The sequence below is a fragment of the Streptomyces meridianus genome, assembly GCF_023703325.1.
In the GTDB taxonomy this organism is placed as follows: domain Bacteria; phylum Actinomycetota; class Actinomycetes; order Streptomycetales; family Streptomycetaceae; genus Streptomyces; species Streptomyces meridianus.
Genome location: NZ_JAMQGM010000013.1, coordinates 1 through 14,960, shown reverse-complemented (window position 1 = coordinate 14,960; position 14,960 = coordinate 1). Strand labels below are relative to the sequence as shown.

Sequence of the window (14,960 nt, the reverse complement as noted above, 5' to 3'; positions counted from 1 at the left end):
GCGGGCCGCGGCGCGCCTGTTCGTGATGCCGGGGTCCGGGCAGCCGTGGACCGCTGCGTCCGTTCCGTCCCGTCGAATGTAGTCGCCGGGGCCCGGAATGCGGGACCCTTTGCGGCAATGTGCACCTCTGGCGAAGCAACCGATGGTATAGATCTCGTCACTTTGGCCGGGGGCCGGTGGCAACTCGGCGTGCTGCGCATAGGGTCGTGCGGGGGTCTGCACCGGAAACCGTGTTTCGGGCCGGAGCGGTCGGGCAGCCGACCCGGAAGGATTGCTTCCGGCCGAGGCGAGCGAAGGGACTTCGAGCGCGTGACGTTGAAAGTGTTGGAGGGCGAGCAGGGAGAATGGGCGATCCTGCAGGTCTCGGGTGAAATGGACCTCGTGACGTCCCCCGCGGTGCGCCAGCATGTGCACGACGCGGTCGCGGAGGGGCGCCGAAGTCTCGTCCTCGACCTGTCCGGGGTGCGCTTCTGCGACTCCAGCGGCGTCGGCGTCCTCATTGCGGCCCGCCGGCTGATGCGTTCCTGTCAGGGCCGTCTCCGGCTGATCCTCCCGGCCCGGGGCGCCGAGGACGGTTCGCACGTGAACCGGGTCCTCGCGGCGCTCGGCGTCCGCCGCCTGTTCGACGTGTACGCCGACGTGACGTCGGCACTGGACGAAGCTGCGAGCCCGCTCTCCGCCTGATTCCGCGACCTGTCATTGGGCGCGGACCACCCGAAAGTCCGACCCGCTGCCCGAAGCCGCTTTCCGCCGCGCTCCGCCCGCCGGTGCACGCTGCACGAACTTTGCCGCCGGGCGGGACATCCGTATGGTTCTGACCTCGGCAACCCTCTTACGAGACGTGAGGTAACTCCGTGGACAAGGCCGAATCCGCCGCCGGCGAGTCTTACGACCGCAAGGTGGCCGAGCGTTTCGCCACGTTCGATCAGGACGGCAACGGCTACATCTCCCGCGAGGACTTCAAGGGCGCTGCCGCCGCTGTCCTCCGGGAGTTCGGCACCGCCGCCCGTTCCGTCGAGGGTCAGGCGCTGTACGAGGGCGCCGAGGCCTTCTGGCAGGGCATGGCGGGGATCGCCGACCGTGACGGCGATCAGCGCATCACCCGTGAGGAGTTCACCACCCAGGCGCTCAAGCGGCTGCGCGACGACTCCATGAAATTCGCCGAGATCGCGCGCCCGTTCCTGCACGCGGTCCTCGACGTGGCGGCCGAGGAGCGCAACGGCAAGCTCGCCACGGACCGCGCCGAGCGCGTCCTGCGGGTCCTGGGCGTGAAGCCCGAGATGTGCGGCAAGGTCGCCTCCGCGCTCGACGGGGACGCCGACGGCATGATCTCCGAGGAGGAGATCATCACCGCGTTCGCCGGCTACTACACGACGTCCGAGCCCAAGGACTGAGCCACCGGCTCACGACGAGGCCGGAGCCCGGGGTTCCCTCCCGGGCGCCGGCCTCGTCGTGCGTGCATGGGGCGTTCGAGCCCGGAGCCGATGCGTCGCACAGTATGCAGCACATGTACTCCTTGCGTCGGAATATGCCCGAAGCGCTTGTTGGGGCCGCGGAGCGTCGCTCATGCTGGGTCACGACGGTGTCACATTCTGTGATCACTCAAAGACGCGCGGCGATGTTCCCGCCGGTTCGGATGGTGTGAGCGGTGCAGGTGCTTCAGGTTCAGCTCGTGGTACGACCCGATCCCGCGGAGGTGGGGCGCGCCCGCAGGTGGGCCCGCTCCCGGCTCGACGCGGCGGGGCTGGGCGCCGACGATCCGCTGGCGGAGACGCTGGTGCTGCTCATTTCGGAGCTCGTCACCAACGCCGTTCTGCACACGGGCTGTTCGGCCGTGCTGCGGATACAGTTGCCTGCGGCAGGGGCGGCGGCCGGAGCGGGCATGGTGCGTGTCGAGGTCGCCGACGGCAGCGCCCGCCCGCCCCGTCCGCGTCACGCCGAGCGGGACGACACCGACGGGCGCGGCCTGGAACTCGTCGACGGGCTGGCCGATCGCTGGGGCTGGCAGGCCGAGGGCGCGGGCAAGCGGGTCTGGTGCGAACTGGACCACGGTGCGATCCCCCGGCCGCACGTCCGCGCCCCCCGGTACGCCGTCGCGAACCGTGCATGACGGGGCGAATTCCGGATGCGGTGTTGACGTGACGTGTCGGCTTGATCACTCTTGGGTTCAGCGATTCGTTGCGAGGGGACGACGAGGGCCTCCGGCAGGTCCTCGGCGAATGCGGGTCGTTCCCCGGTGCCGCGGTGGCTCACCGCCTGCCCCGCACCGGATCCGGGCGGCGGCCGTCGTGCCGCGCTCGGGGCGCGCACGAGCGCGCCGCCGCCCGACCTGATCCGCCCGGCCCGGGCGTCTGTGCCCGCCGGTTCAGGTAGTGCCGGGCTCACCCGGCCCCGGAGGCCAGCGGCCCGCGTCCAGGACGCCCAGCGTGTACGCCTTCGCCACCACGGCCGTCCGGTTGGGCACCCGCCAGCGCTGCTTCAGCCGCCCCAGGTGGTAGTTGACCCCGTCCGTCGTCAGGCCCATCGTCCGGCCGATCTCCGCGGTCGTCGCACCGGTCGCGGCCAGCGCCAGGATGCGGGTCTCCGCGGGAGTCACCTCGGGCGCGGGCCGTGGGGGCCGGCCGTCCGGCGCGTCCAGCACCGCGAGCAGCAACGGGCCCGGCGGAGCGGGGGCGCCGACCGGATCCACCGTGAGTTCGCCCTCCCGCTCCGTCCCGTCGGGGCCGGTCCACCGGACGGCAAGCCGGTAGCGGGAGCGACGCCCCAGCCGCAGCGCCTCGACGAGCCGGTCGAACTGGGCGGCGGCAAGCGGCCGGAAGAAGTCGCGCAGATTGCAGCCCGGGAGCCGGCCCGCCGTGGTACCCCACTCGGCGGCCATGGCGGGGTTCGCGAGGACGACCTCGCCGTTGGCGCAGCAGACGGCGATCGGCGCGGGCATCCGGTCCAGCAGCAGCAGGAACCGGTTGCGCCAGGTTACGGGGTCGTCCGGGTCCTCGATCACGTGCCGGCTCCCTATCCGGTGCACAGCGGCGGCGCAAGCCCCGCCGGCGGCGGGCCACTACACAATCATGCAGGGACTCCCCGTGCCCCGGCGGGCCGGGGGAGTCAGACTCGAGACATGATCAACGCGTCGCCCCTCGCGCAGCAGGCCGAGGACATCCCGGTCGTCGATGTCTCGAACTCGCCCGGACTCGCGTCCCCGATCCAGCAGGCCATGGAGCTGGCCCGCCGGCACGGTCCGGTCTTCCGGCGGCGGGTGCACGGCCGGGACGCCCTGTTCGTCACCTCGCTCGACCTCGTCACCGAACTCGCCGACGAGGAGCGCTTCGCGAAGTGGGTGAGCCCGGCGCTGGAGGCGGTCCGCGCGTTCGCGGCCGACGGGCTGTTCACCGCCTACAACGACGAGCCCAACTGGTCCAAGGCGCACGACATCCTCATGCCCGCCTTCGCCCTCGGGGCGATGCGCGCCTACCACCCCGCCATGGTCCGCGTCGCCCGGCGCCTCGTCGCCTCCTGGGACCGGCACCTCGCGCAGGGGACACCCGTCGACGTGTCCGAGGACATGACGCGGATGACGCTCGACACCATCGGGCTCACCGGATTCGGCTACGACTTCGAGTCGTTCACCCGCTCCGAGCCGCACCCCTTCGTCGCCGCCATGGTGCGCTCCCTGGAGTGGAGCATGCGCCGGCTCGGCCGGATGCCCGGCAGCGACCACACCGCCGAGGACGAGGCGTTCGGCGCCGATGCCGCCTTCCTGGCGTCCGTGGTCGACGAGGTGATCGACAACCGCAGGCGCTCCGGGGACACCTCCACCGACGATCTGCTCGGGCTGATGCTGGGCGAGCCGCACCCGGCCGACGGCACGACGCTGGACCCGGCCAACATCCGCCACCAGGTCATCACCTTCCTGATCGCCGGACACGAAACCACCTCCGGGGCCCTGTCGTTCGCCCTGCACCACCTGCTCAAGGACCCGATCGCACTGCGGCTCGTGCAGCGCGAGGCCGACGAGCTGTGGGGTGACACCACCGACCCCGACCCGACGTTCGAGGACGTCGGCCGCCTCACGTTCACCCGCCAGGTGCTGAACGAGACGCTGCGCCTGTGGCCCACCGCGGCCGCCTTCAGCCGCCAGGCGCGGGAGGACACGGTGCTCGCCGGCCGCTGGTCGCTGCCGGCCGGGCAGGGCGTCACCGTGCTCACGCCGATGCTGCACCGCGACCCCGTGTGGGGCGACAACCCCGAGCTGTTCGACCCCGCGCGGTTCGCGCCGGAGGCCGAGGCGGCCCGCTCGCCGCACGCGTACAAGCCCTTCGGCACCGGTGAACGGGCCTGCATCGGGCGGCAGTTCGCGCTGCACGAGGCGACCATGCTGCTCGGCATGCTGGCCCACCGCTACCGGTTCCTCGACAGCGACGACTACCGCCTGAGCATCAAGGAGTCGCTCACCCTCAAGCCCGACGGCTTCCGGATGACGCTCGCCGCGCGCACGTCCGCGGACCGGGTGGCGGACCGGGCGGCCCTGCCACTGTCCGGCGGACGGGCGGGAGCTCCGGCACGCGGGGCGGCCGAGGCCGGCGACCCGGCACGGCCCACCCGGGTCGTCGAGGGCACCGGCCTGCTGGTCCTGCACGGCACCAACTACGGCACCTGCCGCGAGTTCGCCCTCCGGCTGGCCGACGAGGCGCAGGCGCTCGGTGCGGACACCGACGTCGCCCCGCTCGACGCCTGGGCCGGCGGGCTGCCCGGGGACCGGCCGATGGCCGTCGTCGCCGCGTCCTACAACGGCCGCCCCACCGACGACGCGGCGGCCTTCGTCACCTGGGCGGAACAGGCCGGGCCGGGGGCCGCCGACGGCGCCGTGTACGCGGTGCTGGGGGTCGGCGACCGCAACTGGGCGGCGACCTACCAGCGGGTGCCCACCCTGATCGACCAGCGGCTCGCCGCGCTCGGAGCGGAGTCGCTGTTCCCGCGGGTCGAGGCGGACGCCTCGGCCGATCTCGGCGGCGCCGTCGACGCGTTCGCGGCGCAACTGCGGGACACCCTCCTGGCCCGGTACGGCGACCCGGCGAGCGGCGGCGCCGCGCCCGGTGCCGACGAGGGGCCCGCCTACGTCGTGACCGAGGTGGCGGGCGAACCGCTGGACGCGCTCGCCGCCCGGCACGACCTGACGCCGATGACCGTCACCGAGGCCCGTGACCTCACCGCCCCCGGCCACCCGCGCACCAAGCGGTTCCTTCGACTCGCGCTCCCCGAGGGCACCGAGTACCGCACCGCCGACCACCTGTCCGTCCTCCCGGTCAACGATCCCGGCCTGGTGGAGCGGGCCGCGGCCCTCCTCGGCGCCGATCCGGACACGGTGCTGAACATCGGCGCCCGCCGCCCCGGACGCGACACCCTCCCGCTCGACCGCCCGGTCGCCGTCCGTCACCTGCTCGCCCACCACCTGGAGTTGCAGGACCCGGCGACGGAAGGGCGGATCGCGCGGCTGGCCGGACTGAACCCCTGCCCGCCCGAGCAGGCCGCGCTGCGCGCCCTCGCCGCGGAGCCCGACGGGCGCACCGTCCTCGAGCTGGTCGAGGACCATCCGGCGCTGCGCGACGCCCTGCCGTGGCCGGTGGTGCTCGAACTGCTGCCGCCGCTGCGCACCCGGCACTACTCCGTCTCCTCGTCGCCGGCGGTGGATCCGCGCCACGCGGACCTGATGGTCTCGGTGCTGCGGGCCCCGGCGCGCTCGGGCCGCGGCACCTACCGCGGCACCGGTTCCGGTCATCTCGCCTCGCTCGCGCCCGGCGACACCGTCCTGGCGCGGGTCCAGCCGTGCCGGGAGGCGTTCCGCATCGACCCGGACTCCGACGTTCCGGTGATCATGGTGGCTGCCGGGACCGGTCTGGCCCCCTTCCGCGGCGCCGTCGCCGACCGCGCCGGCCGCACGGGCAGGGCTCCCGCGCTGCTGTACTTCGGCTGCGACGCCCCCGACGCGGACTTCCTCCACGCCGGCGAACTGCGCGCGGCCGAGGCGGCCGGAGCGGTCTCGCTGCGGCCGGTGTTCAGCGAGGCACCCGAGCACGGACACCTCTTCGTCCAGCACCGCATCGCCGCGGAGGGCGATGAGATCTGGGACCTGCTCGAGGCCGGGGCGAAGGTCTACGTGTGCGGTGACGGCAGCCGCATGGCGCCGGGCGTACGGACCGCTTTCCGCGACCTGTACGCGCACCGCACCCGCTGCGGCACCGGGGCCGCCGACGCCTGGCTCCGCGAGCTGACCGTCGCCGGGCGGTACGTGGAGGACGTCTACGCCGGCTGAACGCCCGCTCACGGAAGGGGAGTTCAGGTAGCGCTGCGGGAGCGGAACGTCCGCCGGTAGGGGAGACCCCGAGGGCCGACTGGAGGTGCTGGCGCAGCGACGAGGCCGAGCCGAACCCGGCTGCCCGGGCGACCCCGTCGACGGACAGGTCGCTCGACTCGAGCAGGTGGCGTGCGCGGTCGATCCGCTGCTGCGCGAGCCACCGGCCGGGGCTGAGTCCGGTCTCCTGCCGGAAGCGCCGGGTGAATGTCCGTACGCTCATCGACTCCTGTGCCGCCAACTCCCGCAGGTGCACCGGGCGGTCCAGCCGGGCGAGCGCCCAGGCCCGGGCGGCCGCCGTGCCGGGCTGCCCGGGCTCGGGCACCGGCCGGTGGACGAACTGCGCCTGGCCGCCGTCCCGGTGCGGCGGTACGACACTGCGCCGCGCGACCTCGCGGGCGACCGCAGCTCCGTGGTCGCGGCGCACGATGTGCAGGCACAGGTCGATGCCGGAGGCGACGCCCGCCGAGGTGAGGACGTCCCCGTCGTCGACGAAGAGCACGTCGGGGTCGACCCGGACCCGGGGATAGGTCCGCTGGAAGTGGCCGGCGGCGCTCCAGTGGGTGGTGGCCGGGCGGCCGTCCAGCAGCCCGGCCGCGGCGAGTACGTACGCGCCGGTGCAGATCGACACCATCCGGGTGCCCGGGCGCACCCGGGCGAACGCCGCGGTCAGCCGCTCCGTCGGACTGCCCCGCTCGTGCATGGGTCCCAGTTCGTACGTCGACGGGACGACGACCGTGTCCGCCTCGGCCAGCGCCTCCGGGCCCCGGTCGACGTGCAGGCCGAAGTCGGCGTCCGAGCGGACCGGGCCCGGCTCGGGCGTGCAGCTGACCACCTCGTACAGGGGGCGGCCGGTCGCCGAGAGGGCCTTGCCGAAGATCCGGTACGGGATGCCCAGTTCGAACGGGATCACACCGGGCAGCACGAGCACGACGATCCGGTGGGGCCGGGCGGGTGCGTCCGCGGTCGGTTCCGTGCCGGGTGGGTCCGCCGCCGGGTCGCCGCCCGGGACGGCGGTGTCGTGCGGCATCGGTTCTCCCAGGTGCTCGGGGCGCTCCGGGGGGCCGGGGAGTGTGCGCCGGGTTGGCGGGCCGGTGCCGGCCTGATGCGGGGCCGGCCGGGTCGGCCCGATTCTTGCGAACCATGTCCTTCGGGCCACTCGCACCGTACTCGCAGATGCCCGACGATGACCCGGTGACCCGTGAATCCCCGCCGTCCGCACCGGCAAGTGGCGTGCTGCCTGCCCTCACGTCCGGCTCCTCCGGCTCCTCCGGCCCGTCGGCCCCGCCCGTCCCGACGTCCCCGTCCGCGACCGTCCCGTCGGCCCCGCGCCCGCGCATCCACCACGCCTGGTGGGTCGCCGCCGTCGCCTTCGTCGCCCTCGTCGGGGCGGCCGCCTTCCGCGCGGCCCCGAGCGTCCTGATCGACCCGCTCCACGCGGAATTCGGCTGGTCGCGCGCCACCATCGCGTCCGCCGTATCCGTCAACCTGGTGCTGTACGGCCTGACCGCGCCGTTCGCCGCCGCGCTCATGGAGCGGTTCGGGATGCGGAGGGTCGCCGCGGGCGCGCTGCTGCTCGTCGCCGCCGGCAGCGGCCTGACGGTCCTCATGCAGGCGAGCTGGCAACTGATCCTGTGCTGGGGTGTCCTGGTCGGTCTCGGGACGGGCTCGATGGCGCCGGCGTTCGTGGCCACCGTGGTGAACCGCTGGTTCGTGGCCCGGAGCGGGCTGGTCACCGGTGTGCTCACCGCCGGCAGCGCTGCCGGTCAGCTGGTCTTCCTGCCGCTGGTCGCCTGGCTGGCGAGTCGGTACGACTGGCGGACGGCCACGCTCGCCGTCACCGCCGCGGCGCTCGCCGTCGTCCCCCTCGTGCTGTGGTTGTTGCGCGACCGGCCCGAGGACGTCGGCACCACCCGCTACGGCGCCGGCCCCGTCGATGCCGACGTGCCGCCGCCGGTGGCGGGCGGTGCGGCCGTCAGGGCTCTCGGCGCGCTGCGCACCGCGGCCCGCACCCGGGTGTTCTGGCTCCTCGCCGGCACGTTCGCCATCTGCGGCGCTTCCACCAACGGCCTCATCGGCACCCACTTCGTGCCGGCGGCGCACGACCACGGCATGCCGACGACGGCCGCCGCGGGCCTGCTGGCCGTCATCGGAGTCTTCGACCTGCTCGGGACGGTCGCCTCGGGCTGGTTCACGGACCGCTTCGACGCACGCCGACTGCTGGCCGCCTACTACGGCCTGCGCGGCGTCTCCCTGGTCTTCCTGCCGATGCTGCTGGCGGACGCGGTCCACCCGCCGATGCTGTTCTTCATCGTCTTCTACGGACTGGACTGGGTGGCCACCGTGCCCCCGACGGTCGCCCTGTGCCGTCGCCACTTCGGCGACGGCGGCGCGATCGTCTTCGGCTGGGTGCTCGCCGCGCACCAGATCGGGGCCGGCCTGACAGCCGTCGCCGCCGGCGCGCTGCGCGACGTCACGGGCTCGTACGACGCGGCCTGGTTCGGCTCCGGCGCGCTGTGTGCGGCGGCAGCCCTGATGGCGCTGGTCATCCGCCGCCGCCCGGAGGCGCCGCCGGCGGCGGTCCCGGCGGTCTGAGGGCTGCCGGGCGGTCGTCGCAGGACGTCAACCGGAGCCGGCCGCCGCTGCGCGGGCCCGTTCCCGGGCGATCGCCTTCGCGATCCGGTGCGACTCGGCTGCGATCTCCCGGAGCATGCCGCTGACCGGATTGGTGTAGCCCGTGAAGTACAGCCCCGGAGCGGCCGGCCGGGCCCGCCGTCCGAGCAGCGGGGGCCGCCCGTGCTCGTCCAGCACCTCCAGGTGCCCCACCAGGTCCTCGAGCCCGCGCCGGTAGCCGGTCGCGGCGATCACCGTGTCGGGCGCGATGTCGGTGCCGTCGGCGAGCCGCACCTTGTCCCCGTCGAACGACTCCACGGCCGCGACCGGTTCGACCCGGCCCCTGCCGATGGACCGGACGATCCCGGTGTCCACCACCGGGACGGCACCGGCCCGCAGGAGCGCGGACATCCCGGTCTCCGGCTGCGGCAGCCCGTACGGGGCGAGGTCCGGCAGACAGACGCGGGCGAGCCCGCGGGCCGCCCGGTCCACCGCCCGCCGGGGCAGCCGCCGGGCCAGGATGCCGCAGGACTGGGCCGGTATGCCGAGGACGGAACGGCGGACGATGTGCGGGGCGGTGCGCACCGCGAGCCGGACCCGGCCCGCCCCGCCCTGTGCGAGGTCGAGCGCGACGTCGGCACCGGTGTTGCCCGCTCCGACGACCAGCACGTCACGGCCTCGGTACCGGTCCGGGCGCCGGTAGTGGCCGGCGTGCAGCAGTTCGCCGCAGAAGTCGTCCCGGCCGGGCCAGGCCGGGACGAACGGGGTGTGGTTGAGTCCGGTGGCCACCACGACGGCGTCCGTCCGCGGCTCCCGGCCGCCCGTTGCCCGCAGGATCCAGCCCGCACCCTCCGGTGCCCGGTCGACGCGGGAGACCTCCACCCCGGTGACGATCTCCAGCCGGTGCTCCTCGGCGTACTGCTCGAGGTAGCGCACCATGGCGTCGCGTCCGGGCCAGCGCCCGGACGAGCGGGGGATCGGCGAGCCCGGCAGTGCCGAGCGGCGCCGGGTGGTGTGCAGTGTCATCCGGTCGTAGTGCCGTCGCCACGAGGCGGCCACCGCGCCGGATCGTTCGACGACGACGGCGGGGACACCGTAGGCGCCCAGGACCGCGGCCGTGGCGAGCCCGGCCGGACCGCCGCCTATGACGTACGCAGGCGGCCCATCGGGCGTTGTGGGGGTGATGTCGGACATGATGGCGAGCGTAGCCGGATGATTGACGCGTACTGGTCAGTTCGGGTCGGATACGGTTGCGGAAGGATCACGTTGTGGGTGCGTTCCGGCCCGGTTGTCCTCGACGAGGGCGAGGGCCGGAGCGCACCGAGGTGTCGAAGGGGGCGCGATGGCGCATCAGCGGGAACCGCTGCAGCCCGCCGAACTGCGCGGCTACGGACTGGAGCTGCGCAGCTGGGAGCAGCGGGACGCCGATGCGGTCCTGCGCGGCCTGACGGACCCGGAGTTCCTGCGCTGGAACACGCAGCTGCGGCCCGTGGACGATCTGTCGGACGCCCGGGAGTTCGTCCGCAGCCGCGCCGACGGGTGGGAGAGCGGCGAGTTCGCGCACTTCGCCGTCGTCGCGGACGGCGAAGTGGCCGGGCACGTGGGCATCAGCATGATCGAGCGTGAGATGGGCTCGGCGACGGTCGGCTACTGGGTCCTGCCCGAGGCACGCGGCCGGGGCATCGCCGGGCGGGCGCTGGAGCTGTGCACGCGCTGGGCGTTCGACGAGGTGGGTCTGCACCGACTGGAGCTGGGCCACGCCCTGGGGCACGAGGTCTCCTGCCGGATCGCCGAGCGGGCCGGCTACAGCTTCGAAGGCGTGCTGCGGGGGGCGATGCACGAGAGCGGACGCCGGGACGCCTTCCGCGACGTCCATCTGCACGCCCGGCTGGCCACGGATCCGCCGCCCTCGGGGGGCGGGCCGGGGCGCTGAGCGCACGGCAGGCGCGGGACGGGACGCGCCGGTGGTGCCGGCGGCAGGCCGGTTCCGGGACGTGTGCGCAGGCCGGTTCCGGGACGTGTGCGCAGGTGCCCGCGGTGGCGCCGGGTCCGGGGCCGTCGTGCGCCGCGGAGGGGTCAGCGGGGCGGTTTGCGGCCGGTCACACCCAGGTGGACGAGCATCGCCAGGTTCGGCCTGAGTTCGGCCTGCTTGACGCCCCAGGTGGTGAAGCCCTTCTGGTGCGACGCGGCCGCGGCGAGCATGAAGACCAGCGAGCCGGCCACCGCCGAGGGGTTGACCTCCTTGTCGATCTTGCCCTTGGACTGGAGGTCCTTGACGGCCTCCGTCAGCGGGTTGGTCACGGCGTTGAGGAGCTTCATCCGGATCTTGTAGAACCGTTTATCCCCTTCTGCCGCACCGAGATCGATGACGCGGAGGATGGCGTCGTGCCTCCGCCAGAAGGACAGGAAGCCGTCGACCAGATCCTCGGCCGACTGCCGACCGGCCTTGCCGGCCCACGACCGGCCGGCGACCAGCTCCGTCAGGTCGGAGCTCTCCTTGGTCACCCCGTCGGCGATCTCCAGAACGGCCCCCTCGACGTCGGGGAAGTACTGGTAGAAGGTCGCGGGTGAGGTTCCCGCCTTGCGGGCGACGTCGATGACTTTGACATCGCGGTAGGGCGAGGAGCTGAGCATCTCGCCGAGGCAGTCGAGCAGCTTCTGCCGCGTGGCCTGTCCGCGGCGCCCGGCGACCCGTCCGTCGACCGTGCGAACTTGTCCTGTCATGTCGTCAGCTTACCGACGGGTGATGAGAGCGCGATTCGGCAGCGGCAAATGGGGAGTGCCCGGCTGCGTAGGGTGAACGGCCAGCTCAGGACGGTCGCGGGCCGGGTGGTGCGACCAGGGGCGTGTGGTGCGGAAGTGGCGGCGGAACCGTCCGCTCCGCAGTCTTGCCGACCGTCCCGGCGGCCCCTGGTGGTGCGCTGTCAACAACCTGTGGACAGCCGTGGCGACCGGGCAGGGCCGCCGCTCGGTTCCGCTTCCGAGCCGATTGGGCCGGTGGAGTGACGGGCCGCCCGTCCGCGCGGGCCGGGCCCTCCTCGCGGGCGGCCGCCCCGACGGGCGGCTAACGTAACAAATCAGGGCCTACAGCACAGAGGGGACTCGTCATGGCCGCTTTCCCGGACGGCGTGCCCTGCTGGGCCGACGCCATGGTCCCCGACCTCGAGGCGGCCGAGCGCTTCTACGGCGAGCTCCTCGGCTGGACCTTCGAAGCCGGCTCCCCCGAGTTCGGCAACTACACCGAGGCCAGGTCGGAGGGGCGGCGCGTCGCCGCGGTCGTGCCCACTCCCGCCGGGATGACCGGCTCGCCGCCGAGCTGGAGCATCTATTTCGCCTCCTGCGACGTGGACGGGACAGCCCGGCGGATCACGGCTGCCGGCGGCCGGTCGGCCGTCGACCCCATGGATGTAGCCGACTACGGACGCATGATGATCGCCCAGGACCCGGAGGGCACCTTCTTCGGCGTCTGGCAGGCCGGCCGCCACACCGGCTTCGAGAAGCACGGCGAGCCGGGTTCGTACGTCTGGGCGACCGTCTGCGTCCGCAACGCCGAGGCGGCCGACGCCTTCTACCCGGACGTCATGCCGCTGGAGGCGGTACCGGTCCCGGACAGTGGCTACACGGTCTTCGAGGCCGGGGGCACGGCGGCCGCCGGGCGGCTCAGGATGGACGACCGGTTCCCGCCCGAGACCCCGCCGCACGTGCTCGTCCACTTCGGGGTCGACGACTGCGACCGGGCCGTGGAGACCGTCCGCCGGCTCGGCGGTGAGCTCAGGTCCGGCCCCGCGGACAGCCCGTTCGGCCGCCTCGCCGTCGTCTCCGACCAGCAGGGAGCCGTGTTCGCCGTGATGGACCCCGCGACGACGACGGGCGAACGCCCGCAGTGACGACAGGGGCCGGACTGCGGGGCACCGCTGCCGGCCGCTCCACCGACCCGCAGCACAGGAGGCCGGCGCCATGGTGGCATTCGCAGACGGAACGCCCTGCTGGGCGGACGCCACGCTGCCCGACGTCGCAGCGGGCAAGCGCTTCTACGGAGAGCTGTTCGGCTGGACCTTCCGCGAGGGCACCCGGGCCGGGGAGTTCACCGTGCTCGCCCTGCGCGACGGCAAGGAGGTCGCTGCCCTGGCACCCCAGGGCGACGGCCGCATGCCCACGGTCTGGAACGTCTACGTGGCGACCCCGGACGCCGCGGCAGGCTGCGACGCGGTCCGGGAGGCCGGCGGCCGGGTGCTCGTCGGCCCGCTGGCCGTCGGCCGCCTCGGAACCGTGGCCCTCGCGGCCGATCCGGCCGGTGCCGTCTTCGGCCTCTGGGAGTCGGGCACCCACACCGGCTTCGCCCTGAAGGGCGCGCCGGGATCGTACGCCTGGACCGAGGTGCACACCCGCGACGGCGACAAGGAGCGGTGCCTGCGGTTCTACGAGGACGTGTTCGGCTACGGCGCCCAGCAGGCCGACTTCACCGACGGCACCGACTTCACCGTGTGGTCCCTCGCCGGCCGGTCGCCCGGACCCGAGCACGCCGTCGGCGGTCTCGAGGTGATGGCGGCCGGGGTGCCGGCCGAGACGCCCCCGTACTTCCTCGTGTACTTCGCCGTCGAGGACTGTGACGCGTCCGCCCGGACCGCGGTCCGGCTCGGGGGGCGGGTCGTCGAGGAGCCCGCGGACACCCCGTACGGCCGTCATGCGGTGCTGGCGGACGACCAGGGCGCTCGATTCGCCGTGATCGCCCTCACCCGCGACTGACGCCGCCTCGGGTGACCGACGGCACGCCCGCCTCGGGCGCGTCCTCCTTCAACTCGGCCTGGATATCGGCTACACACATGTGTGCGACTCATCGCCCGATGGGTGCGCTCGCCGCGCGGAGGCAGGCGGTCAGGCGAATGCATCGCCGCTCATGAGGGCCGGGGGGCCGGGGATGACACCCCGTTTCGCCCCCGAGTTCGCAACTGCCGCCGTCGCCAGGAACAATCAAGCTGCGTACCCCGGGACGGTCCGCGGTGAGACGCTGCACGGGGCTGAAGGTTTTCAGGCCCCACGGGGAGGTGGCAGGCAGAGTGGTGGAGCAGCTGACGCAGCACGACCCGAGGCGGATCGGCCCTTTCGAGGTGCTCGGACGGCTCGGCGCCGGGGGTATGGGCCTGGTCTATCTCGCGCGCTCGGCGTCCGGCCGGCGCGTGGCGATCAAGACGGTCCGTACCGAGCTGGCCGAGGACCAGCTGTTCCGGGTCCGCTTCACACGTGAAGTGGAGGCGGCCCGCGCGGTGAGCGGTTTCTACACCGCGGCCGTCGTGGACGCCGACCCGCGTGCCGCGGTGCCATGGCTCGCCACCGCCTACGTCCCGGCGCCCTCCCTCGAGGAAATCGTCAGCCAGTGCGGTCCGCTGCCGACCCAGGCGGTGCGCTGGCTGGCGGCCGGCATCGCCGAGGCCCTCCAGTCGATCCACGGGGCCGGGCTGGTGCACCGGGACATGAAGCCCTCCAACGTTCTGGTGGTCGGGGACGGCCCGCGGGTCATCGACTTCGGCATCGCGTCCGGGGTGTCCAACACCCGGCTGACCATGACGAACGTCGCCGTGGGCACCCCCGCGTACATGTCGCCGGAGCAGGCCCGTGACTCGCGCAGCGTCAGCGGGGCGAGCGACATCTTCTCGCTCGGCTCCACCCTGGTCTTCGCCGCCACCGGCCATGCCCCCTACCACGGCGCGAACCCGGTCGAGACGGTCTTCATGCTGCTGCGCGAGGGTCCCGACCTCCAGGGGCTTCCCGACGACCTGCGGCCACTCGTCGAGTCCTGCATGCAGATGTCCCCCGAGCACCGGCCCAGCCCCGCCGACCTGCAGTCGCAGCTCGCCCCGCACCTGTTCGCCGCCGGCGGGGACGACAGCGGCACCGCTTCCGCCTGGCTGCCGCCGGCCGCCGTCTCGCTCATCGAGGAGCGGGCCGGCGGTGCACGGCGCAGCACGCCGCCGCCGCCCTCGCACCCCCCGGCAGCGGC

12 protein-coding genes and 1 pseudogene are annotated in these 14,960 nt (G+C 73.7%); 9 read left to right on the top strand and 4 right to left on the bottom strand.

Going from position 1 to position 14,960, the window contains the following annotated elements; all coding sequences use genetic code 11:
• Positions 1-309 precede the first annotated feature (309 nt).
• The 3 genes from M1E25_RS05355 to M1E25_RS05345 all read left to right on the top strand — a co-directional run bounded on the left by M1E25_RS05355 (position 310) and on the right by M1E25_RS05345 (position 2,110).
• Positions 310-684 (top strand): STAS domain-containing protein, encoded by a 375-nt coding sequence (locus M1E25_RS05355; protein WP_251410389.1) that lies wholly within the window; start codon positions 310-312, stop codon positions 682-684.
• A 170-nt stretch (positions 685-854) separates the two neighbouring features.
• On the top strand, positions 855-1,394 hold the full coding sequence (locus tag M1E25_RS05350) for an EF-hand domain-containing protein (protein WP_251410386.1): 540 nt from the start codon (positions 855-857) through the stop codon (positions 1,392-1,394).
• A gap of 254 nt (positions 1,395-1,648) precedes the next feature.
• Positions 1,649-2,110 carry an ATP-binding protein gene (locus tag M1E25_RS05345; RefSeq protein ID WP_251410383.1) on the top strand — a complete coding sequence of 154 codons (462 nt, stop codon included), beginning with the start codon at positions 1,649-1,651 and terminating at the stop codon, positions 2,108-2,110.
• Between the two features lie 255 nt (positions 2,111-2,365).
• On the opposite strand, the gene M1E25_RS05340 is transcribed toward M1E25_RS05345, so the two are convergent.
• A complete protein-coding gene (locus M1E25_RS05340) occupies positions 2,366-3,001 on the bottom strand; it encodes a LuxR C-terminal-related transcriptional regulator (RefSeq protein WP_372500524.1) in 636 nt (211 codons plus the stop codon).
• A 117-nt stretch (positions 3,002-3,118) separates the two neighbouring features.
• Here M1E25_RS05340 and M1E25_RS05335 point away from each other — a divergent pair, with 117 nt between their 5' ends.
• Positions 3,119-6,310, top strand: a complete 3,192-nt coding sequence (locus tag M1E25_RS05335) for a bifunctional cytochrome P450/NADPH--P450 reductase (RefSeq protein ID WP_251410379.1) — start codon at positions 3,119-3,121, stop codon at positions 6,308-6,310.
• 46 nt (positions 6,311-6,356) lie between these two features.
• Here the strand turns inward: M1E25_RS05335 and M1E25_RS05330 are convergent.
• A pseudogene (locus M1E25_RS05330) lies at positions 6,357-7,379 on the bottom strand (GlxA family transcriptional regulator); the annotation flags it as partial.
• A gap of 146 nt (positions 7,380-7,525) precedes the next feature.
• On the opposite strand from M1E25_RS05330, the gene M1E25_RS05325 reads away from it, so the two are divergent.
• Positions 7,526-8,944: an MFS transporter gene (locus M1E25_RS05325; RefSeq protein WP_251410376.1), complete on the top strand. Its 1,419-nt coding sequence runs from the start codon at positions 7,526-7,528 to the stop codon at positions 8,942-8,944.
• Between the two features lie 27 nt (positions 8,945-8,971).
• Here the strand turns inward: M1E25_RS05325 and M1E25_RS05320 are convergent, their stop codons facing one another.
• Positions 8,972-10,156 (bottom strand): flavin-containing monooxygenase, encoded by a 1,185-nt coding sequence (locus M1E25_RS05320; RefSeq protein WP_251410372.1) that lies wholly within the window; start codon positions 10,154-10,156, stop codon positions 8,972-8,974.
• Positions 10,157-10,304: 148 nt separating this feature from the next.
• Here M1E25_RS05320 and M1E25_RS05315 point away from each other — a divergent pair, with 148 nt between their 5' ends.
• Entirely contained in the window at positions 10,305-10,895 is a 591-nt protein-coding gene (locus tag M1E25_RS05315; protein ID WP_251410370.1) for a GNAT family N-acetyltransferase, read from the top strand.
• A 143-nt stretch (positions 10,896-11,038) separates the two neighbouring features.
• On the opposite strand, the gene M1E25_RS05310 is transcribed toward M1E25_RS05315, so the two are convergent.
• Positions 11,039-11,686, bottom strand: a complete 648-nt coding sequence (locus tag M1E25_RS05310; RefSeq protein ID WP_251410366.1) for a TetR family transcriptional regulator — start codon at positions 11,684-11,686, stop codon at positions 11,039-11,041.
• Between the two features lie 383 nt (positions 11,687-12,069).
• On the opposite strand from M1E25_RS05310, the gene M1E25_RS05305 reads away from it, so the two are divergent.
• The 3 genes from M1E25_RS05305 to M1E25_RS05295 form a co-directional block, all read left to right on the top strand.
• Positions 12,070-12,849: a VOC family protein gene (locus M1E25_RS05305; protein WP_251410363.1), complete on the top strand. Its 780-nt coding sequence runs from the start codon at positions 12,070-12,072 to the stop codon at positions 12,847-12,849.
• A 70-nt stretch (positions 12,850-12,919) separates the two neighbouring features.
• Positions 12,920-13,708 carry a VOC family protein gene (locus M1E25_RS05300; RefSeq protein WP_251410360.1) on the top strand — a complete coding sequence of 263 codons (789 nt, stop codon included), beginning with the start codon at positions 12,920-12,922 and terminating at the stop codon, positions 13,706-13,708.
• Positions 13,709-14,019: 311 nt separating this feature from the next.
• The coding region (locus M1E25_RS05295) for a serine/threonine-protein kinase (RefSeq protein ID WP_251410357.1) at positions 14,020-14,960 on the top strand (941 nt) is incomplete at its 3' end.